Origin of the sequence: Novipirellula methanifontis, from assembly GCF_052161655.1 — a bacterium.
In the GTDB taxonomy this organism is placed as follows: Bacteria; Planctomycetota; Planctomycetia; order Pirellulales; family Pirellulaceae; genus Novipirellula.
In genome coordinates this window covers 2784949-2807412 of sequence record NZ_CP197418.1, presented here as the reverse complement: position 1 = coordinate 2807412, position 22464 = coordinate 2784949, and the positions used below count along the sequence as shown (strand labels likewise).

The window sequence follows — 22464 nt, the reverse complement described above, 5'->3', positions numbered from 1 at the left end:
ATCGATGTGCACTGGGAGGAACGCTACGACGGGCTGTCGGTAAGTTGGTTCTCCGCCTTCATTTTCCTACCCCTAATTTTCCTACCTTTCTGTTTCCCCGTGTAAGGAAATCCCAATTGGTGCCACCTGTGGTTGGGGCGTTAGAAAACGCCAAACCATCCGCCCAGTGCGATCACGGTGACGGTGGCCAACGCTGGCACAATGACCGCTACCACCAAGATATCCAAGTAAGACGTGCGGTGGGTTAGCTTGGTAATTGCCAACAAAGTGATGACGGCGCCGTTATGCGGCAACGTGTCAAATGCCCCGGCTGCCATCGACGCCACTCGATGCAATAACTCAGGTGCTATCCCCGCCTCTTCCGCCATCTGCAGATAGGTCTCTCCCAACGTGCTCAGCGCGATGCTCAATCCGCCAGATGCCGAGCCCGTGATTCCCGCCAACGTCGTCACGGCGACCGCTTCGGAAATCAGAGGGTTCCCCGGCGCTAGGTTGACGACAAAGTCTCGAATGATGACGAAGCCCGCCAGCGAGGCGATGACCGTACCATAGCCGACCTCCGAGGCCGTGTTGAATATCGGCAGCAGCGCATCTCGAGTGCCTTGGTTTATCGACTCTTTGAGATCGGCCCAACGCCGCCAGTGCAGAACCGCCAAGGCCAAGATCGCGATCAGCAATGCACAGATGATCGACCAGATTCCAAGCACCGCTTTGAGCTCCGTTGCTCCGTATTTCGGGTCACCGAGATAAGTGGTATCCCAACTTGGAATAATCCACTTGCTGAACGTCCAGTTGCCGAGAATCACCAGTACAATAGGTGTGACAGCTAGCCATAAACGGGGCACGTCACAAGTTGCCTCGTTGATCTCAGGTTCTTCCGCATGCTCTCCATAGCCCTCGCCTGCTTGGCTGGCACGGTGGGCCCGATTGGTCAGCCAAGCCATACCGCCGAGCAGCATGATCAACGAGCCGATGGGTCCGAGAATGGGCGCTGCAAAAGGTGTGGTGCCGAAGAAGGGCATGGGAATCGCATTTTGTATTGCGGGCGTTCCCGGTAACGCGGTCATCGTAAACGTAAAGGCGCCCAAGGCAATCGCACCCGGGATCAAGCGTTTGGGAGTTCCCGAAATCCGGAACAGCGTGGCCGCGATCGGATAAACGGCAAACGCGACGACGAACAACGAGACGCCGCCATAGGTCAGCACCGCACAGGAAAGCACAATGGCAAGAATCGCTCGTTCTTGGCCCAGATGAGCGACAATAAAGCGTGAAATGGCACGCGCTGATCCTGAATCGTCCATCAGCTTGCCAAAAATAGCGCCCAACAAGAACAGCGGAAAATACTGAATCAGATATCCTCCCAGGCTGCTCATATACACCTGCGTGTAAGTGGCCAACAGCGGCGCATTGCCGCCAAACAACACCGCCAACAACGCCATCATCGGTGCCAAGATCAAAACGTTGATGCCGCGATAGGCCAACACGATCAACAGCAGAAGCGAAATCAAAATTCCAAAGATGCTAAGCATGTTTCTTTCCAGGCCTACTGAGCTGTCCAACCACAATCAATGTTCCAACTGGCCCCTGTTACCGACTTTGCGTTCTCGGAGCAGAGATAGAGCACGAGGCTAGAAATCTCGGCCGGAGCAATCAGGCTACCGGTGGCAGCCGACTTCAAGAACACGTCGCGCTCGACAGCTTGTTGACTGATCCCCAACGTTTCCGCCTGAGCTGCAATCTGTTTTTCAACCAACGGAGTCCGCACGTAAGCCGGGCAGATAGCGTTGGCGGTAATTCCCAACGGTCCGCCTTCCAGGGCAGCTGTTTTCGTCAAACCGATCAAGCCGTGCTTGGCCGTCGTATAGCCCACCTTATTCAACGAAGCCACCTGGGAATGAATGGAGCCGATATTGACGATCCGCCCCCAACGGCTGCGTTTCATGCTCGGCCATACTAACTGCGTCAGCAGAAAAGGAGCGGTGAGCATCACGGCCAACATTTTGTCCCACACGTCGACGGGAAAGCTTTCGAGAGGACACACGTGTTGAAAGCCAGCGTTATTAATGAGGATGTCAATCGACGAAAACCGATCGAGGCCTTGCCGCACGACCTCATTGCAAGCGGCTGCCTGAGCAAGGTCCGCTTGCACGAAAATCACATCTTCTGCACGGCTGGAGAATTCAGACATGTAGTTTGGCGATTGGAGATCGGCCAACACCAATCGATGCCCCGTGTGGAAAAAAGCTCGTGCTAAATCGGCTCCAATACCGCTGGCCGCGCCGGTGACGAGCACTGTAGGCTGTTGCATCAAATTCATTCTTCCAAAATCTTTAGAATCTTCCCGAGCTTGTCGTCGCGCCACTGCAACCACTCTTCTCGGCTCCGCTGTTCCAGCAGACGGCCCGTCCCCGCGATCGCTTTGGATTTGGCCGAAGCTGGGATTTCGGTCCAGTCTGCCATGTCTTCCCAATAAGCGGAAAACGAACCGCCAATCGTATCAAAAAACTTCTCATACCCGCCGGCACCACCGCCCAGTTCGTAAATCATGTGTTGGCCCATCAGTGCCCAACGCAGCCCAGGGCCCGTGCACAGCGCCGTGTCGATATCTTCGCAACTGGCGACGTCGTCATCCAGCAGCGCCAACGCCTCGCGCCACACCGCTGCCGCTAATCGATTGGCAATATGCCCTGGGACTTCTTTTTTGAGCACCACCGGTCGCTTGCCCAACTGCACGAAAAACTCTTTGACGTCCGCCAGTGTTTCGGGGCTCGTGCTTTGACCGGGTACCAGTTCCACCAGTGGGATCAGGTGCGGTGGATTGAAGGGATGGGCGATGAGCGAGCGCTGGGGAACCGCGAGAGCTTGCTGCATTCTGGTCATCAGCAGACCCGAGGAACTGCTGGTAATGATGGCCGTCGGGCTGAGGTGAGCCTCGAGCGAACGATAGACCTGAGCCTTCACGGCGTAGTCCTCTTGCACCGATTCCTGGACGTAGTCGCAGTCAACCAGCAGTTCTTCGAGCGAATCAGCGGGCTGCAAATTCGACAAGGCCGGTTCAAGTTCCGCAGGCGACAATAAATCCAGTTGAACCATCGCTCGCAGGTTGTCCCGAGCGGTTTGCAGACCCCGTTGGCAGGTCTCTGGATCGATGTCGAAGACCCGCGTGTGCAGTCCCCGCGAGGCAAAAAAGGTTGCCCAGCCCGAGCCGATGAGACCGCAACCCAGTATGGCAATGCGTCGTTTCATGGTTTAGCCTGCCTGCTCAAACAGCATGGCGATGCCCATGCCACCACCGATGCACAACGCTGCAATTCCCAAATGGTTTTGGCGGCGGCGCATTTCGTGCAATAAGGTAACGGCCACGCGAGCTCCACTGGCACCCAGGGGATGCCCCAATGCGATTGCTCCGCCGTTAACGTTCACGCGTTCCATATCCCAGTCCAGCGATTGACCGACGGCAAGTGCCTGGGCGGCGAAGGCTTCGTTGACTTCCAGCAGATCAATATCCTTCAGCTGCAAGGCTTCTTGCTGCAGCAACTTCTTCACCGCCAAAGCCGGGCCCATGCCCATCTCCATGGGATCGAGCCCAACGTTGCAAAAGGAACGGATCCAAGCCAGCGGTTTGATTCCCATTTCGCTAACGACTTGTTCGTGAACCAGCAGTAATGCAGCCGCGCCATCATTAATGCCCGAAGCGTTGCCGGGCGTTACAGTACCTCCCGCTTGAAAACAAGCTTTCAGCCCGGCGATGCTTTCATACTGCAAATCTTGTCGAGGATGTTCGTCACGGTCTTGCAGCAGCTCGGTTCCCTTCCTTTGCGGCACGGGGACGGCAACGATTTCCTGTTTGAATCTGCCAGCTTCCGCAGCGGCTTGATAGCGCTGTTGGCTTAATACGGCAAAATGATCCTGAGCCTCACGCGAGATGCTGTGTTTATTGGCTAGGTGTTCCGCGGTGGATCCCATGTGACAATCGTAAAACCCATCCCACAATGCGTCCTGAATCATCGTGTCGACGATCTGCTTGTGCCCCATTTTCAAACCCGTGCGGGCCCCAGGCAAAACGTAGGGAGCATTGCTCATACTTTCCATGCCGCCTGCGATGATCACTTTCGCTTGCCCGGCTTGAATGGCTTGCGCCCCGAGGGCAACCGCTTTCAGACCTGAGCCGCACAACATGTTGACCGTGATCGCGGGAACATCGTAGCTCAAGCCAGCGCCGACGGCGGCGAGCCGAGCAGGATTGGCACCCCCGCCTGCGGAATAGACTTGCCCCATCAATACTTCATCGACGCGTTGGGGATCGACAGTGCTGCGCCGCAACACCTCTGCGATGGCAACACCGCCCAAATGATCGGCGGATAAATTGGCAAAGACGCCTTGGAAGGAACCGATAGGCGTTCGTGCCGCGGCAACGACGGCCACGCGTGGCAAGGACTGGCTCATGAGTGATTTTTCTCGAGATACATTGTTCGCAATTCCCGCCGCATGATTTTGTTAGAGGCCGTGCGCGGCAGTTTGGTAATCGGTTCCAAGGCGTGGATTTTGAACAGAGGATTTAAGCGATGTTTCAAACACTGCTGCAGATCGTTCACTAAGTTTGGCAGATCAACTTCCGCATCAAGCACCGCGTAGAGGATCAATTTCTCGGGGCCGCCTTCCGCAGGTGGGACCGAGATGGCCGCCAATTCACGAACGCTCTCGTGTGCCACCAGCAATTCCTCAATTTGCACACAGCTGACTTTGATTCCGCCCAAATTCATCGCGTCGTCAATTCTGCCTCGTGCCCGAAAGTATCCTCCGGGCAACGCTTCGATTTGATCTCCATGGCGGCGCAGAACTTGGCCGTCGGGACCTGCAGGGATATCTGCAAAATAGACTTCATGATGATCGCGATTCAGCAGACGTGTCGACAACCCCAGCGCAGGCGGTTCGAAAAAAACTTCTCCCATCGCACTTTCTTCGCCAGCTTCATTCAGCAACAACCAGGAGCAGCCCATCGCCTTGGCGGAAAACAAACTTGGAACCGCAGGCTTGGTCAAGGTACCGGTAATGTAGCCTCCGCCCGTCTCGGTGCCGCCACAGTATTCGATGATCGGCCGATAGCCGGCTCGCGACATCAACCACAACATGTCGCTGGCGTTGGAGCATTCGCCGGTCGAGCTGAAGCGACGAATCGCAGTCCAGTCAAGATTTGACGTCATATCGCCTTGCCGCCAAACTGAAACCATGCTGGGGACCAAACCCAACATGCTGACCTTCGCCTGGCTGACAAATTCACAAAAAGTTCGGCTCGTAGGGGCCGATTCTGACAAGGCCAGCGTGGCTTTGTTGATGAGAGCGGCATAAACCAGCCACGGCCCCATCATCCAGCCGAGGTTGGTTGGCCAGCACAAAACGTCCTCGGAATGCACGTCATGATGAAAGTAGGCGTCGCTGGCTGATTTGATCGGCGTCGTATGATCCCAGGGAATGGCTTTGGGATTCCCGGTCGTCCCCGATGAAAACAAGATGGTCGACTCATCGTGGGGACGCCGCGGCACACATTTCAGCTGGGTATCCGCAGATAGAAAGTCTGACCATTCCAAATCTCCGCTGCGGAGCGGCAGGCCTCGATCGCCGCTTGCTCTCAACACGACCGCCTGCAGCGTTTGCTGCGAAGTAATTTTTTCGTACAGCGGAAACGATTTTCCGTTGCGCAGAATCTCGTCCTGGATGAAGATGCACTTTGGCTGGGTGATTTTTATTCGCACCGCCATTTCCTCGGCGGAAAAACTATCGGCGATCGTGACGACGGCACATCCTGCGGCAATGATTCCTAAGAACACGCTCACCGCGTCCGCTGTCATAGGCATGCAAACGGCCACCCGGTCTCCAGGTTGGACCCCCAGTTCGGCCAGCCCATTGGCGACTCGGGCGGTGGCTGCTTTGAGCTGAGCGTAGGTCATCGACTGCAGCTGGTTCGTGGCGTCCGCGGTGATGATCGCCGTTGCCGCTTCGTCGGCCTGGAAACAGCTCTCGACGATGTTGAGCGTTGCATCGGGGAACCAGCGAATGGCTTCCACTCCTGCCGACGTGTCGCAGCATGGACCTATCGGGCCAACGAACTGGATGGACAGGGCGGCAACCAGCTTGACAACAAATTCCTCGCGATGTTCCAGTGACCAAGCATGCAACGCTTCATAGCTGGCAACTCCCGTATCACGCATCCAAGCGGCGATATGCGTCGCCTGGATTTCATCGACACTCGGCTGCCAGGCAGGACAGGGGAGTCGATCTTCGAAGTGGGATCGGTAATTCCAGTGATAGAGCCATTCGTGGACCGCAAAAGGAATTTCCGGCATCAGCAAGCGGGACGCGATTTCCGTCCAGCGTGTTCCTGCATCGGGAATCGACATAAGTTCGCGGAGCAGTGGGATCCAGCGACCAGCAGCGGTAGCCGACAGACCGCAATCGACAAGACGCTCCACGGACGGTTCTTCGGCAGCACGGTTCATCGATTAAATCTTGATTGCCTAAAGAAAATCGCCTCGTTAGTAGAATCTGTGGGTGAATACAGATTCCGGCAAGGCTATAGAGTGTATTGCAACAAATCACCAAGTTGGGTCACTTGTTTGATGTAGCCTTGCCACATGTCGCTGCAAGTATACCGCAGCTTGACTGCCCGTGCATTGCCAAGCAACCGGATGAAAGCCCTGAATGCAAAACGATGCCGAGCAACAAGGCGATCACTCAAAGTGCGTCGAAGTCGTGTCATCGATCGAATCGATCCGCCGAATTTATTGTGGAAGTAGTTTCCACAGTAGCAATACTCTCGCCAGAGAATCTCCTTCTCCACAACGTCGTCGAAAGTCGATCTCCAAAACAATCAGTTCGGCCAACAGAGACTGGAATGGTGAGTGGCACTGGAATGGTGGTTTGATCATCATCATTCTCGGCACTCTATGGGCCTTCGGTGTCATCTGGACGCGTTAAGCAACTCGATGCGCGGGTAAATCTCGAAGACGGATCATTGTGGCAATGCTCACAGGCTATCGAGCTTCCGCAGTACGTCCGCCACTATTCGGACGGACGATCATCCGTGACAAACTGTTGCTCGGAATTCACTCGCAACTGGGCTGCATGTTCAGTATAGAACTGAATGATCTCCTCCACATTGTCTTGATGCTGCTTACGGATCGCATCCGGAATACGCTGCAGTACTTTATCGGTATGGAGTTTCATCATATTGCTCAAATACGCCTTGGGATCATTTCCAATTTGATCGATCACCTCTTGAGGAACCTTGTTTTGGTCGATCATCTCTTGCATACTCCTTACTTGCTGGTCAACGTAAGGTTCGGAAGTAGCACGTAGAAAGTAAATCGAAGCCAGATGATGTTCGGGGGTGTCATAGTTTGCTTGGAACGGACGCGGAGATTGTCCATCAAACGCGGTCATATAGCACAGCGAATTGATGAAGGCATTACGAGCCGATTCGGTCATGTCTTTAGGACTTCCCGAGAATCCCCATAACATGAAGTTACCGTGACGACCGATGGCAACCGAAGTCGGTCCCTTGCCGTTACAACCGCCCGAAATTACCTCCGCATCCTCCGTATTGATGAAGTTCTCGCGACTGGAGACGAGTCCTGGATCGACATCCGGAAATGACCGTCCTTGAATCTTCCACGCTTCCATCTTTTCCCCTAGCTTCATCGTGCCTGGGTATAAGAAATAGTCGTTCGGCTTTTCGATCGATTCGAAGGTCATATTGACCGCTAGCGGCCCTTTGAAAACCGGATGCTCGGTATCCACGTCATGAGCGTAGTTTTCCAGGCACAGGCACTTCCAGTTGATGGTCATCGGATGGGTGTTGCAGAAAGTACCAGCCGCTGCACCAATCATCACCGTGGGCTTTCTGTACGCTGAGTCCACGTGCAAACGCGGGCTCAGGATTTCATGTTTGGTATGGTCGATGTTACCTTCCGCATCCCTTGGATAGACCGACACCCAGTCGAACACCACCACATCAAAATCCGCGGCATTTTGGCTGGTCAATTGTTCAAAATCACACGTTTCGACTTTCTTGAAGTGCTGATTTAGAAAGCCAGCGAACACTTGCATTCGGCTGCTGTCGGGTTTTCCGGCATATAGCACGGACAGTCCGCTGGGCGACGGGCCGACTTTCCCCGTTTCAGCGAAGATTGACGTGCCGGCGAGAGTCGTTATGAACCACAAGATAAGAAAGCGTTGGGTACTCACGAGATTTACATCCTTTAATCATTTGGAATGGGGATGACCAACGTTGCCTTCGAGAGGGGAAGACACTGTTGTCGGCAACACGCTTGATAGCTCACCTCACAGGTGATTTCACTGGATTGAAGGAAAGAGTTGAACGTCAGCGAACGAGTCAACTGAAAATGCCCCGAGTACGTCGACTCCATCCCAAAACTAGAAAAGTGGATTTGTGGTTGCGGCGAATTCCAAGCAGTTGTGACAACCACGTTTGGCGGAAACCGCAAGTCGATCTTTGTTGCTTGGTTGACTCCTGAAGGTGCATCCATCGCGTAGATGTGCCAGCCGTTTTCCACTTCGAAATCGAGCGTGAGTGTCCCTGTGCCCTCAAGTCTGTCGAGTTGGTTCACAGTGCCCTTGATCGTAACACGTTCGCCGTAGTGCTCTGCGTTCGTCGTTGTTTTCTTCTTTGAGATCAAACTTCCCTCGAGCGGCTTCTGGTCCGCTGGAGAAATCTCTTGTGTGTTTCCCGATGGCATCGCCCTCGAGTCCGATTTATCAGACAGCTTTGACGCCGGAGCACATCCTAAGGCGAGAGGTGCTGCCAGCAACAGCAAAACGATCCGTTTCCAACGTGCAAACAGCATGCAGATCCGCCTCTATAAAATGCCGATAAACTGTCGTGTTATTGTAGCCTTCCGGCAATCGTGACGTCCACTACTTGCCGTAATTGCGGAACAACCTTGTGTCGGCAGGGAGAAACTCAAATCGTGCTGGATGATTCCGCCGCAATGAGCCGACGAGACCGCTTCAGGGAGAATCATCGGAACACTAATTTTCACTCATTGACACTAATAAAGACCGTCCATTGGCTTGGTAATCCTTGGAGTCAATTCGTGTTCTAATGCAGCTGGGCGGACTGGTTCATCGCTGGTCCACCACTGCGGTCTAAGTTGCACGGCCCTCAGGCGTGCGAAAAAGTTTGGCGGACGCAAAGCAGCGTAGCTGGCTGATTCGAGTGAAACCGAGTACGCTTTCTTGGAATCCTTACGACGCTGTACGCCAATAATTGAAAACAAACATGAAGACTCGAACTCTTGGAAATAGCGGTCGCTCGGTTTCCGAAATCGGCCTGGGATGTTGGCAATTGGGCGCCGATTGGGGCAGCGTCAGTGAGCCGCAAGCGATGCAGATTTTGGAAACGGCGTGGGACCACGGCGTTACGTTTTTTGATACAGCCGATGTGTACGGAAGCGGACGTTCCGAGAAACTGATTGGTCGATTCATTCAACAGCACCGCGATCAAGTCTTTGTCGCCACCAAAGTGGGGCGCCAAAATTATCCGGGGCCGTATTCTGCCGAGATCCTCAAGCAACATATATGCGAATCGATCAGCCGCCTGGGGGTCGACAGCTTGGACTTGCTGCAACTGCATTGTGTACCGTCGGAGGTCATGTCCGCGGGAGACATATTCGACTGGCTGCGCAAATTCAAACGCGACGGGCTGATCAAAAATTTTGGCGCGAGCGTGGAGTCGATGGACGAGGCGGTTAGCATCCTCGAGCAACCAGAACTGACGTCTCTGCAGATTATTTTTAATGTCTTCCGCCAGAAACCCATTACAACTCTGTTTGACCGCGCCATGGCTCAGGGGGTGGGCATCATTGTGCGGTTGCCGCTGGCCAGCGGGCTGCTGGCGGGAAAGTTCACGAACGAGACGCAATTCGCCGACGACGACCACCGCAATTACAATCGCAATGGTGATGCGTTTAATGTCGGCGAAACCTTTGCGGGTCTGCCCTTCGAAACAGGGGTTGCCCTGACCGACCAGATCAGAACCATGGTTCCAGCCGACATGACGATGGCCCAGTTTTCCCAGCGGTGGATCCTGGATCACGAAGCGGTGAGCACGGTTATCACCGGAGCCTCCAAGCCGTCACAAGTGGCGGACAACACCATGGTGTCAGACTGGCAGCGGTTGAGTGACCAAACGCATCGACAGCTCGCGGAGTTTTACGCGTCGTCGATTGAAGCTGAAATTCGCGGAGTTTATTAGTATTCCCCCACGCTCTGGTGAGCGTAGCTCCGCGGATTGTTCGTTTGCCGTACTGGATGAAGCGAGACGACCACGATCAGCTTCCTCGAAACTAACGGGTCGTGGACGGGCAAGGGTCGCTTGCGGAACCAACGTACTCTCTGTTCAGACTGACAAAAATTCCGGCACCTGCCAGCATGCCAAGCACCGCCCAGGGACTGACGACCGGAATGCAGCCCAGAATCGCAGCGTACCGAATCAGTTGCCTGTCCATTCGAAGCATAGCAACCGTACACATACCGCAAAGAATCAAATTCGTTAGGGTGATGAACAGCCCCGCGAAAACAGGAACGTTCAGACTGGAAACCGAAACCAGGCCAAAGGACGCAGCGAGTCCCAACAGGGTAGCTGCCCAGATCATCGGAAATGCATCGGTCTGAGCAACGGCGTTGCCCGCCGGTCCCTGAACTGGCAGAGCGTTACCAACCGGCGCATTTGAATCAGGTCGTTTGGTGCTTGCCGTTGTCAGCGACTCGGATGATATGGCAGCGGCAGTGCCAATCGGAAATTTAGGCAACGTCCATTCGAGCGAATGGCTGAGATAATTTGTAAATGCTGCGGTCGGAATCGCACGCCAATCAACCAACATTTCGCCGGACGATAGAAACGCGGACATGACGATCAAATTATGCGGCATGCGAGCGACATGCAGTCGACGTGAGATCAAACCGAGTGGTGTGTTCAACTCGCGGGCGACAGTCATTTCGCCGATCACAGGATGCGAGAACGCTTCGGCCACGTTGCGCATCGGATAGTAGCGATCGTTTTGGCAAACAATGAATTTCCGGTCGAGAAGTTTCTTCACCAGCTTCGGCGCCGTTTCGTCGACGTATTCAAGTTCCGAAAGATCCAGTTCCAGTCCAAGCGACAATAAAGGTTGAGAAAACTGCGGCGATGCGAGGGCTTGTCTCGTCCTGGCTTTCAGCTCCTCAAGGGAAAGCGGTTGGTGATTTGCAGCCTCTGTGGTGATCAAAGACAACAACACAGTTTCGGCGGCGGTCCCTTGAAATATGAATTGAGATGGGCTGTCCGAGTTTTGTTGCTGGTTTTCCGCAAACCCAGCTAGCGAGCGGCACATTTTGTTCCAGTCCATCGGAAAGGCGATTCGGATCAACCCGTCCTCCCATTGCGAATACTCGGTCGCGAAGTCTCCGTGCCTCGCGAAGACAGTCGCGTCAGGCTTCACAGAAGACCGTAGCTGAATCAATTCGTCCGGATGACAGATCGGCAACACACCCGCTAAGAATGCGCTGTTGATACGGACGAGATCACCCTCGTGAAGGATCACGTTACGCCGCTGAAGCGAATAGTAGTCAGACGACTCAGGCGGAAGTCTTGGCTCGCACAATCCCGACAGCGGTGCTCCATTCTCTGGTTGGAGCTCGGCAATATCGATGACCGTGGCCAGTTGGCGGGATGAAAGAATAAACTCTTGCATCATTTGCCGCTCCTGCTTTTATCAACCATTCCGCCGAACAAAAATTCGCCCATTTCATCAGCCAATCCGCCCGCGCCCTCCTGCATCTGACTGCGAAACTCCGGATCGACGACTGTCCGGCCGAGGTCACGAAGTCCGGTGTAGGGGGTATTGACGAAGGGTGCACCAGACATCGCCTCGTCGACATTGCTGGCGACTTGCCGTTGAAGCACGGGGTCGAATGCCAATCCGTTACCGAAGTTTCCGTCGCGGTCAAACACCCAGCCTTCCTCACGCAGCGCTTGTGTATCATCGGCAAAACGCTGTGGGTCGATCGCAATTTCGTTGGCAAGATCCAAGGCCTGGAAGACGCCTCGAAGCGGCGTTCCGTGCTCACCTCGAAGGGCGCTGGGTCTTAAATCGTCAACGGCATACTTGTCGAAGGCCTCTTTGCCTGCGATCAGTTCCTCTTTGAGAACACCTGTCTGCGCCATGCGGTAAACATCGCCCGCAAGGTTTCCGGCGGCACGTCCAACGTTATCGGCAATTCCACCATCGGGATTTTGCTGTTGTGCACGAGCGAACTCGTCTCCTGCGAACGCTCCCAAACGTCCGTACCCGCCAACCGTGCCGCCGCCCTTGGCGATTTCCTCGGCCGCCTGCGTAAAATGTTGGCCAGAAACTTCTCCTGTCACCGTCGCTTCTCCGAGGTCGCTTGCAGCAGCACCCAGCATCGTTCTAGAGGTATCGATCAACTCACCAACAAATTGGTCTGGCATTATTTTGCGTGCTCCTTCGGGCAATAACGCGCCGACCATTCCAATGCCCGGCTGATTTGCATAGAGCACGTTACCGGTGGCCGTCTTGAGCGCAGCGGTGCCCGCAGCATCGACGACGTTTGCACCCTTTCCTCGCAGCTTGCCGTATTCGTCCAATGTGCCGTGCAGATCACTGACGTGACCAAAGGCGTCGCCTGCCGTCATTTTTGGCGGATCAAACTTTCCTCGCCACTTGATTGCCGCTTCAAAGTTGGCATCCACCATGGCTGTCGCTTTGGCCATGTTCATGTTCGGGATATCGGGAAGTGCCTGACGGAGCTTCAAGTCTGCTTGGCCCGGCAGGATCTCGCCTTTCCCGACGGCATCCAAGACTCCGTAAATCGTCTTCAGCTCAGCAGCCCGTTTGGGTGTGATACCTGCGTCACTGTTGACCAGCGGAAGCACCTTGGTGGCCATGTCTTTGGCGTATCCACGAGCCGTTTCCTTGATCGCTTGGCCTCGCGTGAAGTGTCCCTCATCCACGAGATGTTGGTTGTCCGTAGCTTTGACGTTGGACACGGAGGCCGTTTGCGCGGCGTAATCTGGATTGGGCACATTGTCGGGGCCAACTCCTTTTAGCACCTTTGCGTCGCCATACGCGTCGACACTCTGTCCGGTAGTCACGGCTTGCAGGGCACCCGTCGCGTTCTTTCCCGTTTTCTGCTCGAAGACATTGTTGTAGGACTCTTGCGCCATGCCACCGAAGCGGCTTTTCGAGATTGGAATCGACTTTTGATTCTGAATTCCTTCGATTGTTTGTCTGATGCGAGCTGCTTGAGGTGAGTCGGTGGGGTGCTTGGCAAGCGCGCGATGCAGTTCTTCGATGCGAGCATTCTGCAATGCTTGGTGCCGCAACTTGACGCCCTCAAGATCTGCTTCTCGTTTGTCCAATCCCTGAATCTCTTGATTGACGTTGCGCTGTTGTTGTTCCAGCGCCGCACGTTCAGGCGAATCCGCCGGTAGAGCCTCTAGTTGCTGATTGATCTGTTCGGCTTGATTGTTTGCTGCGGTTCGTTTTTCATTGAGATAGCCCTGATATTTTTCTGGATCCAGGGTGAGTTTCTGACGTCTTCTCACCTCGTCAAGGCGGCGAGCGGCATCATAGGCTTCCTGGCTGCCTGGTTTCGCGTTGTTCATTTCTTGCAGGGCTTGTTGGTACTCTGCTTCGTCGAGTCCCCGATCTCGATCGGTTGGTACGGTGCCCGTGCTGGACGCGTTGCGGAAGTCAATCAGCGTACGACCAACAAGTTTCTGTCCGTCTTTCCCTAAGCCCATCGCGTTCAGGTCATCGATATGAGCGGAATCGACGCCACGATTGATGCTCTGGACCGTGCCATCGAGAGCGGCGCTATAAGGAGTCTTTCCCTCGGCTTTCAATAGACTTCGCGTATCGTAGTCTCCCAATATATCGGTCGTTCGCCGGCGAATTTCGGCCTCCAAATCTGCTCGCCGCTGAGGATCGGTTTCCTGCGAAAGACGGTCCACAGCCGTTTTGAAATCATCAGCCCTCTGTTTCGCACCGGTTGCCCTCGCAAGGGTTTCCGTATCGATGTCAATCCGAACCTTCGCCTCTTCCGGCGTCATCCATTCATCGCCGTACTTGACGCGTCCGTTAACGTCTCGGCCCAACAATTCGTCAGTGTTAGGATCGCGAAGTGTGTAAGGATTGATGGGCTCGGTATCAGCTGGATTGGTCGCGTCGCTGCCAGCGACTGTTTGTGCTTCCCCGCTGCCGTCCGTGGATGAAACGCGAGGTTCCTCTGTTGAGCCGGTGGCCGCGGTGTGAGTGTTATCCGTCTCTGGACTCGAATCCACTGTGGTTGTTGAATCCACGGTGCTTGTCGAGGAACCAACTGGATTTGGGTCCGACATCGGCGTTGCGTTTTCACCATCGGGGCTCGGTGTGACTTGCGCATCCGTCGAATCGGGAACCGGCGTCGCGCGAACGTCATCATTCGTTGTCGGCTGAGCGGTCGACGTGTCACGTTCTCCTGCTGGCGGCTGTGCTGCGTTGTCATCACCATTGGTCCGTGGCACAACCTCTTGTGACGTGCCGCCGTCCTGAGTGTCGTTGGCCTGAGCGACGTCACCGGATTGTAAAACACGACCACCCTCCGGTGGAACTTCAGCGTCAGTCGGTGCGATCGAACCGGCCGGCTGATCGACGACGCGATTCGGATCGCTGCCGTCAACTTCTGTTGAAGTAGAGGGTTCGGCCGAACCGGCAACCGACGGATCATCCGTCAGCGACGAAGTGGAGCTACCATGCAAACCGCGTTCACCGAAAATCGTACGGTTTGCTTGATCAAGTGTTTCTCGCGTACCACGAAACGGGATGGTTTCGTCTCCTTCAGTAAGCGTGCCGGGGACCGACGGCGCGTTCGGTTGGACGGGCTGCTGATCCTTCAAACCGTTTCCGTCTGTTGTCGCTGCAGTTGGTGAATCCGATTTCGTTGGTTCCGTGTTTTCGGTATCAGGTCCGAGCATCTCGCCCGGTTGAACGACTCGAGCAACGATAATTTCCGGTTCGGTCGCCTCTGGTTCATTGGACTTCGCCGGCCCATTGGGATCTTGGGACACCGACGGATCTTCAGATTCATCCGGCGGGACAGTATTACCGCCATCATCATCAGTCGAGCCGTTTTGGATCTCGGGCAGATCTAGCAACGCATCCACGACGTTGTCGGTTGTGACTTCGATACCGGCTCGAACGGCGTCTGCGATTGCCATCGTGATCGATTGAGTCAGATTGAGGCCAGCAGCTGCGCCGGCCAGAATCAACGTGACAAGGATGGTTGTTGCCGCCGCATCACGAGCCCGCTGTTCAGCTTCGGTCAAATAGTTTCCGTCGTTCTCAGAACCCAACACATCACGACCAGCATTTATTGACGGCAGCGATTGATTGGGGGACGCCGTTGCGTCTCCATCGGAGGTCGGTAATCGCCCCGCAAGACTTGGACTCAGGTCTGCCGTATGTTGCGGATCGGTTGCACCGGATTGTGTTGGCTGCGAGCCAGCGCGGGTCGTAGAAGTTGGTTTGTCGGGCGACGTCGGACTCGGGCGGCGAGCGGCGAATCGCTCTATGATGGGAAGCAACCTGCGTCCAAGTTGATTCACATCATTCTGCGAGAGCCCAGAATCATCATCTGGATAGCATCGAACTCCCGAGTAGTGCGATTCGCTCGCGACTGTATCGTTGCCAGTCTTGAGATAGGAATGGTTAACCCTCCCCGATGGTGAATAGTAGTAACAAAAATCGAGCCGACACGCTTTCCCATTGCGTGGGTGCATGTATTCAACATTCAGATACGCGTAGCCATACTTCGGGCTATCTTTCAGCGTGACTTTCCAGAGTATGTTTCCCCGAAGCGGAGGAGAATTACGCAGCGCGAGTATCTGTTGCGGGTAGGGCTTCGCACGACCGGATATCCGCTTGATGAATTCATTCGCAATGTGATCTAAGGAAGCCTTATCTAACGGGTCAGTCCCTCTGCTATTGATTTGGCTGATGCTTCCCTTGACTGCATGTGTCTGGCTAAAGAAATAGTAGACCGGCAGGTTCTTCGAATTGTCTCGCACCTTTGCTGCTTGTTGATCAGGTAGCGGAGGCCGGCCGTTGGCTCCAAATCCATTTGGCAGGAATTCCCCTGAAATATCATCGGACTTGTGCGAGGCTTCTTCCCAATCAAGGTCTAACTCAAATGAATCGATTGCATAGGAGTCGGATCTGCCATCCTTGGTCCGGTAGTATTCTACGCTGATACTGCCCTTGCCGTTACTCACGTTACCGCGGTTGGCAATGGTGCTGTATTGATACTGTCCGATTCGCGTAGGAGCGAGTCCCTCCGCTACAGGATCGAAGTTCGTTTGCGCGATCGCTGAACTTGGATAGTATGCAACGGCACAGAGGACGATGATCGTGGGGAGCCGCATCGCTAAGACGGTGATTGGGGCTTGACGAATCATTGCCCGCCTCCTGGATTGATAACCGCTGCATCAGCAACATTCGGATGACTACCTGCAGAGCTGCTTGTTCGTCTCGTATTCAAATACCGAATCAGAATCGCGACGGAGACACATATCAACATCGACGTGCTAAACGCAGAGGCAAGTAAGCTGCCTCGAATAAGTGGCATCGTTGCCGCAAACAACCCAAACATCTGCGTTGTTCCATAACAAATCGCCCATACCACCAGATATCCGACAGTGCGCTGAGCCATGACCGCTCCGTTGTCGACGTAGATCGAGTGGCTTCTTGCTCGAAACAACCCGATCAAAACTCCAATCGATGCAGCGGAAAAAAGGGTGACAAGATTAGGGATTAGATCCCGAAACAGGACCAGCTGAATCAGGAAACACAAACCCGACACAGCCGCTGGCGTAACACACGTGATCCACGTCAACCGCCATGGCTTCTCATACATGCGGGCCATCAGGAAGAAGGAACCAACAAACATCCATAACACTCCTATTAAGGGTGACATGGACAACAGGATCAGACCTGGAATCATCACGATGGCCGTCAGCCCAAGGCTCTTGAGCAGCGCGATCGAACCCGCTTTTAAGATGCGCGGAGACAGCACCGGGTCACTTAACGCAGCGACAAGCCCTATCTGCGGAGATGAAGGGGCGACTTGGGCACGGACGAAAGGCGTTGCAACAGGAGTTGGGCTGCTCGGTGGTGGTTGCGAAAACGCGTCCAATAAGTTGGGAGCGTTCGCGAAGACGTTGGCAGCCGCGGGGTTGTCCGAAGTAACAATGGACACCGCGCATTTCCTGCAGCCCTCGCCCTGAATTAGCTCGTTACCACATTTTGTACAGTAAGGCACGCATGCTCTCCCTTCGGGCTGCTCAATCGCATGCGGCGCCAACATTCATCGCTGTCGTGGCAAGCTGATTCGGAATCGCGAAGCTCTACTATAATCTATAATCGGCGTAGATTCTTTACTGTAATCGAATACAATGGGGCATGGTAAATGTGCTGACAGTTCAAACTGTCGCGATTGCATGGATCATCACAGTACCCAGATTCCAATGGTGTCGAGACACCAAAGCGGACATGTGAACCGATATGAACCAACCTCGAAGCGACAGTTCGTCCAGCTTCCTGGGAAAGTTCATTGTATTCTTGATCTTCATGGCAGTACTGGGACTTGCCTTTTGGTTGAGAGAAAACCGACCAACGCGTCATGCGCCTCGATCTAATCCTTCAGGCGAACGATATGAAATACCTGTACGCAGCGGCGAATCTCGCACTCGAACACGCTAGTCGTTGTTGATCGAATGCATATGCACGATGGGATCTTAAATGCACACGTCACTATTTCGCCTGCCGTCCCGCATTTGGATTGCTGCGCTGGCTGTGGTTGTCGCCGCTGGATGTGAACCGAGCACGCGACCGAATCCATTGCCGAGCGATCGCGAATCATCGACGGCGAAACCACAGGCGATTGTGAAGCCGAGCAGCAAAGCGGACGTCGAAATTCCATTGGCTGACCTGATTGGCAAATGGACTGGTAAATCCTACCAGGGCGAACGAGGTAACTTTGCGACTTCACCACCGCTAGCCCTCGACAAAGACGGACAGCTGTCGCGATTCTCTAAAAGAAAATCGGTCGCGGAAGTTGATCTGATTTTGGAGATCGAAGAGAAGTACCTGGCGATGAAAGGAATCGAAATCTGTCACCTGACACTTTCCTACAAGTCGGCTGATTCGGAGAGATCCACCGAACGTGAATCCTATCGAATCATTCCTGAAGACACGGGGCAGATCACGCTCCGACGCGGCGCTGGTGTGGGTGAGTTTCAGCTGAAGCTTGAGGATGACAGCACGTTGAGCATCGAGGGCACGCACCCAACAATCAACTCCGGTTCCCGCTTCCCAATCAAAGCGACTCTAAAGTGTGCAAGCGACAACGCTGAGCTACCTAAAGCGTCTTCGGATGATCCAATGATTCTTGAACCGGCCAGCGAGCAATCCCGAAAGTGAAGAGTCTCTGGTATGCGAATCAGGCCATGAGCAAAGCAAGCTGTTGGCAAGTCACTGTTGCTAAGTCAACGGATACGGCGCTTGCAGATCGGCAACGCCACGCTGAAAAAGATCTCGCGGCCATTTTCGCCTCGAAGATCTCCTGAGCTGATCAATGGACCACGGCCTGATCTATGTCAGAACTCCTGGGATGACAGACCCGTTACGGACTAGAGTGATGGGGCGTCCGACGTTGGCGTCGTACTCGGTTTTGGGATCGATTCCGATGTTTTTGAAGAAGGTCGCAGCAAGGTCGTCGGGCGTAAATCCGTCACCCGCGGGGCCTTCCCCTTTAGCGTCGGTTTCGCCGATCACCTGTCCTGCTCGCACGCTGCCACCGGCCATCAGTGCGCACATGGCTCGGGCCCAGTGATCACGGCCGGCATCCTTGTTGATCTTGGGAGTGCGACCAAATTCGCCTGTGACCAGCACGGCGGTCGAATCGAGTCGCCCCTGTGCTTTCAACCGATCTAGCATCGCCGTTAACGACTGATCGAGGTTGGGAAGTAACTCACGTCCAAGCTGATTGAAGTTATCCTGATGCGTGTCCCAGCCTTCCAACAGAACGGTCACAAAGCGGACGCCCGATTCGATCAGTCTCGTTGTCAGCAGCATGCTCTGTCCATACTCGTGGCGACCAAACCGATCGACCTCTCGATCCGGTTCAAGCGACAGATCAAACGCATTACGGGACTTGGTCGAGCTGATGATTTGATACGCCTGCTGTGAGAACTGATCGAGGCTGCGAACCGTGTTATCGAGATTCTCGTACTCAGCAAAGGCGGTGTCGATGTCGTCAACAAGCTTGCGACGAGCGCGATATCGATCCAGGGTCAACGTTCCATCAAGCGTGATGCCACGCACTCGAAACGGTTGGCCGAATCGAGGTTTCTCGCCGGTTGAGAGCGGGCCGTATTCAGCACCAAGATATCCCGGGCCTTCGACTGGTCGGTCAATCGATACAAACGAAGGCAAATCGGGAACCCCAGGAAACTCCTTGCTGACGACCGAACCGTACATCGGGTAGTCCACCACCGGAGTCGGCAGGTTGCCAGTCATCAGATAGCGAGTCCCCAAGCCGTGATCGGCAAGACTGTGCGAGATGCCCCGGACCACGGTATAGTCCGCTGCACTGCGAGCCAGTTTGGGAAGATGCTCGCAGATCTGAACCCCAGGTACAGACGTGCGAATCGGCTGAAACAGTCCTCGGTATTCGGCCGCTGCATTCGGCTTCATGTCGAATGTGTCCATGTGCGATGGCCCTCCACCGAGGAACACCAATACGGCGGATCGACCTTCGTCGACCTGACCTGCGGCGGCGGCAGATCGCAGATAATTCCCCAGGGTCAGGCTTGCTCCAATGGAGCCAACCTGGAGAAAGCTTCGGCGCGAGATTGTCATCTTAAACTCCAGCGGGAGAGGGTTTCTTAAACTTCAGCGGATCAGCAGAAACTCTTTTGTATTCAGCAGGGCCCACAGCAAGTCCTGCATCCCTTCGACCACGGATGGCGACTGGCTGAGATGGACGACGCTACGTTCAAATTCTGTCTCGGTCGGCTGGCGACCGAGTGATCTTAACCATGCTTCCTCAATCAACTCGCGTAGTGGCAGGGAGCGGTCGTTTGCTTCCCGCTCTGCGATTTCCTGGAGCCAACCACTGTCTTCGAGCCGTTGTTCGATGATCGGATCATTCTGCAGAAACACAGCCTGCAGCAACGTCGGTTGATTGCTCCGTTCGCAGTCGCAATTCACCGCACGTTCGGGCTTGCCGAAAACCTGCATGGCGTAGGTACCGGCCAACCGCATGGAAAGATGCCCCGAGGCGCGACGTGTGAGATCGGTTCGGACTTCCACAGCCTTGTCGGCGGAGGCCACAACCTGCTTGATACTGTCGTAGACCACTTCGGCTGCCATTCGTCGGGGGATCGCCCGGCTGAAATTCTTGCGATCATTGTGATTGTCGTTGCTGGGACGCCAGCTCCGCTGATAGGTTTGGCTGGATACGATTTCGCGATGCAACCACTTCATGTCGTATCCGTTTTCGATAAAACGGCTCGTCAGCCAGTCAAGCAGCTGTGGATGGCTGGGGGGATTTGCAGGGTTCAAATCGTCGGGCGGTTCTACGATCCCTTTGTGAAAGTACGAGGCCCAGACGCGATTGACCAACGCCTGAGCGAACCAGGGGTTCTCTGGATTGCTCATCCAATCCATGACAGGCTGGCGTGGATCAGCTTCCCCGTCAAGCGTCACGAGACCGCTTCGCAACAGGCCGGCGGTTTCCGCTTCGTCGCGTTGCTTGATGTAAAGTTCGCGCCAGGGGAGGACTCGACCGCTGGCGAGCTTTCGCAGATCTTCGTTTCGCACCGGCGAGCCCTCATCACCGCGAACGCTGATGCCGACTTGGTTCGCCAATTCGCGATAACGCTGCTGGTCATCCGGGGCGACGCCAAATTTCACATTTGCAAAGAAGCGACTGAAGTCTTTGTAATCTTGCTGTGTCCATTGAGCGAACGGATGTTTGTGACACTGGGCGCATTGCAACCGAATCCCAAGAAAGTTTTGTGCGAACGCCTCGGCAGCCTGTTCCGATTTCTGCATGCTCCGCCGAGTCCAGTAGTGAGGCATCGTCTCCCGCTCGGCGAAATCAACGTCTGGCTGGTCATGGAAGTACGCGGAAGTTTCGGCGGCATAGTCGTCGTAAGATTGTCCTGGGCGTCTTCCCTGAGCCAAGACAATCCCGCGGACGAGTTCGTCATAAGGCAGGTTCGCTTCCAGACGCGAGAGAATCCACATGTACCACTGAACGGAGAGTTCCTGGCCGAGTTCCGCCTGCTGCTGAGGATTGCAACCGGTGAAGTCGCAAAGTTTGTTGGTCCACCAAGCTGCATAGGCAGGGCGATCGAGCAGCTCATCGACTTTCCGTCTGCGTTTGTGATCACGGTGGTCGTTCAGAAAACTTCTAACTTCATCGGGAGTCGGCAACGTGCCTGTGATGTCGATGCTGACACGTCGCAGGAATTCTTCGTCGCTGCAATTCGGAGACGGCGTGATGTTCAGCTTATTGAGTTTTGCGAATACAAATCGGTCGATTGGCGAAGTGCTTGAATCGATTTTCGCGCTCTGGAAACCTTCGGACGAATGAGGACGAATCACCGGCACCGAACCAATGCCATTGTCGTAGAAGGCGATGACGTGCGTATCACCTGCGCCAACGGACGTCACTTCGCCATCCTGATTGACGGTCGCGATCGAGTCATCATTGGTGCGGAATCGGCAGAGGGGCGTCACATCTTCGCGATCACCATTGTGCCAGACGGCAACCACGCGAAGTTGATCCGTGCCGTTCCCCTGGGTGAACAGAATTTCGGAGGGCTGCACCTCCAGACGAACGAGCTCCTGGGGCTGCTTGACCTTCGGAGCACTGGCTTCGATCCAGCGATGCAGTAATCGGTATTCCCACGATTCCGAGGTGAAACGTTCGCCGCCTTCGTGATCCATCTGCAAAGTGGGTTTTTGCAAAATGAGGCTGTCGACGGGGTGCTGGATATCGATCCGTTTGTCCGCTGTGGCGGTCGCCTTACCCGTCAGCCCCGCATGGTCCATCTGGAAATCGTAACCGAACAGCGAGAGACGAAAATTTCCTTGCCCCTGGAACGAGCCATGGCAGTTGCGATCGTTGCACCCCAGTCTTCCCAGCAGGGGCACGACATGTCGCTGAAAATCAGGAACATCGGCGATCTCGGCATCGTCATACCGCTGACTGGCAGGCGGCAGTGTATCGGCACCACGCACGGCCGATACTGGCCAAGCGACTAAAAACACACCGATGATACAGGACTTCAGGACGGGCAATCGCATGCTCAGACTCTCTGTGAGGGGAACCAGCAAC

General features: G+C 54.8%; 15 protein-coding genes. 3 read left to right on the top strand and 12 right to left on the bottom strand.

Features of this window, described 5'->3' with window-relative positions; genetic code table 11:
• Positions 1-140: 140 nt before the first annotated feature.
• From SH528x_RS09790 to SH528x_RS09770, 5 genes are read right to left on the bottom strand one after another with little or no spacing between them, the layout of a single operon-like run.
• Positions 141-1529, bottom strand: a complete 1389-nt coding sequence (locus tag SH528x_RS09790; protein ID WP_442510344.1) for a GntP family permease — start codon at positions 1527-1529, stop codon at positions 141-143.
• A gap of 14 nt (positions 1530-1543) precedes the next feature.
• Positions 1544-2308 carry a 3-hydroxybutyrate dehydrogenase gene (locus SH528x_RS09785; protein ID WP_442510343.1) on the bottom strand — a complete coding sequence of 255 codons (765 nt, stop codon included), beginning with the start codon at positions 2306-2308 and terminating at the stop codon, positions 1544-1546.
• A 5-nt stretch (positions 2309-2313) separates the two neighbouring features.
• Entirely contained in the window at positions 2314-3246 is a 933-nt protein-coding gene (locus tag SH528x_RS09780; protein ID WP_442510342.1) for a 3-hydroxyacyl-CoA dehydrogenase family protein, read from the bottom strand.
• Between the two features lie 3 nt (positions 3247-3249).
• The gene (locus SH528x_RS09775; protein ID WP_442510341.1) at positions 3250-4446 is read right to left on the bottom strand and encodes an acetyl-CoA C-acetyltransferase; all 1197 of its coding nucleotides are present in this window, start codon (positions 4444-4446) and stop codon (positions 3250-3252) included.
• Positions 4443-6497 carry an AMP-binding protein gene (locus tag SH528x_RS09770; RefSeq protein WP_442510340.1) on the bottom strand — a complete coding sequence of 685 codons (2055 nt, stop codon included), beginning with the start codon at positions 6495-6497 and terminating at the stop codon, positions 4443-4445. Before SH528x_RS09770 ends, SH528x_RS09775 begins: the two co-directional genes overlap by 4 nt.
• Before the next feature lie 202 nt (positions 6498-6699).
• Between SH528x_RS09770 and SH528x_RS09765 the strand changes: the two genes are divergently transcribed.
• Complete coding sequence (locus SH528x_RS09765; RefSeq protein WP_442510339.1) at positions 6700-6975, top strand: hypothetical protein; 276 nt, start codon at positions 6700-6702, stop codon at positions 6973-6975.
• An 84-nt stretch (positions 6976-7059) separates the two neighbouring features.
• Here SH528x_RS09765 and SH528x_RS09760 read toward each other — a convergent pair whose 3' ends face one another.
• A complete protein-coding gene (locus SH528x_RS09760; RefSeq protein WP_442510338.1) occupies positions 7060-8244 on the bottom strand; it encodes a hypothetical protein in 1185 nt (394 codons plus the stop codon).
• A 14-nt stretch (positions 8245-8258) separates the two neighbouring features.
• Complete coding sequence (locus tag SH528x_RS09755) at positions 8259-8864, bottom strand: protein-disulfide reductase DsbD domain-containing protein (protein ID WP_442510337.1); 606 nt, start codon at positions 8862-8864, stop codon at positions 8259-8261.
• Between the two features lie 434 nt (positions 8865-9298).
• Between SH528x_RS09755 and SH528x_RS09750 the strand changes: the two genes are divergently transcribed.
• The gene (locus tag SH528x_RS09750; RefSeq protein ID WP_442510336.1) at positions 9299-10273 is read left to right on the top strand and encodes an aldo/keto reductase; all 975 of its coding nucleotides are present in this window, start codon (positions 9299-9301) and stop codon (positions 10271-10273) included.
• Positions 10274-10364: 91 nt separating this feature from the next.
• Here SH528x_RS09750 and SH528x_RS09745 read toward each other — a convergent pair whose 3' ends face one another.
• Genes SH528x_RS09745 through SH528x_RS09735 form a run of 3 tightly spaced genes read right to left on the bottom strand, consistent with a single transcriptional unit; the run spans position 10365 to position 17313 of the window.
• Positions 10365-11753, bottom strand: coding sequence for a hypothetical protein (locus tag SH528x_RS09745; protein WP_442510335.1), 1389 nt, complete (start codon positions 11751-11753; stop codon positions 10365-10367).
• Entirely contained in the window at positions 11750-16513 is a 4764-nt protein-coding gene (locus SH528x_RS09740) for a hypothetical protein (protein ID WP_442510334.1), read from the bottom strand. The genes SH528x_RS09745 and SH528x_RS09740 overlap by 4 nt, the downstream gene beginning before the upstream one ends.
• Entirely contained in the window at positions 16510-17313 is an 804-nt protein-coding gene (locus tag SH528x_RS09735; RefSeq protein ID WP_442510333.1) for a hypothetical protein, read from the bottom strand. Before SH528x_RS09735 ends, SH528x_RS09740 begins: the two co-directional genes overlap by 4 nt.
• Before the next feature lie 542 nt (positions 17314-17855).
• Here SH528x_RS09735 and SH528x_RS09730 point away from each other — a divergent pair.
• Positions 17856-18536 carry a hypothetical protein gene (locus SH528x_RS09730; RefSeq protein ID WP_442510332.1) on the top strand — a complete coding sequence of 227 codons (681 nt, stop codon included), beginning with the start codon at positions 17856-17858 and terminating at the stop codon, positions 18534-18536.
• A gap of 171 nt (positions 18537-18707) precedes the next feature.
• Here the strand turns inward: SH528x_RS09730 and SH528x_RS09725 are convergent, their stop codons facing one another.
• Complete coding sequence (locus SH528x_RS09725) at positions 18708-19976, bottom strand: DUF1501 domain-containing protein (protein WP_442510331.1); 1269 nt, start codon at positions 19974-19976, stop codon at positions 18708-18710.
• A 33-nt stretch (positions 19977-20009) separates the two neighbouring features.
• Entirely contained in the window at positions 20010-22433 is a 2424-nt protein-coding gene (locus tag SH528x_RS09720) for a DUF1549 domain-containing protein (protein ID WP_442510330.1), read from the bottom strand.
• Between the last annotated feature and the right edge of the window lie 31 nt (positions 22434-22464).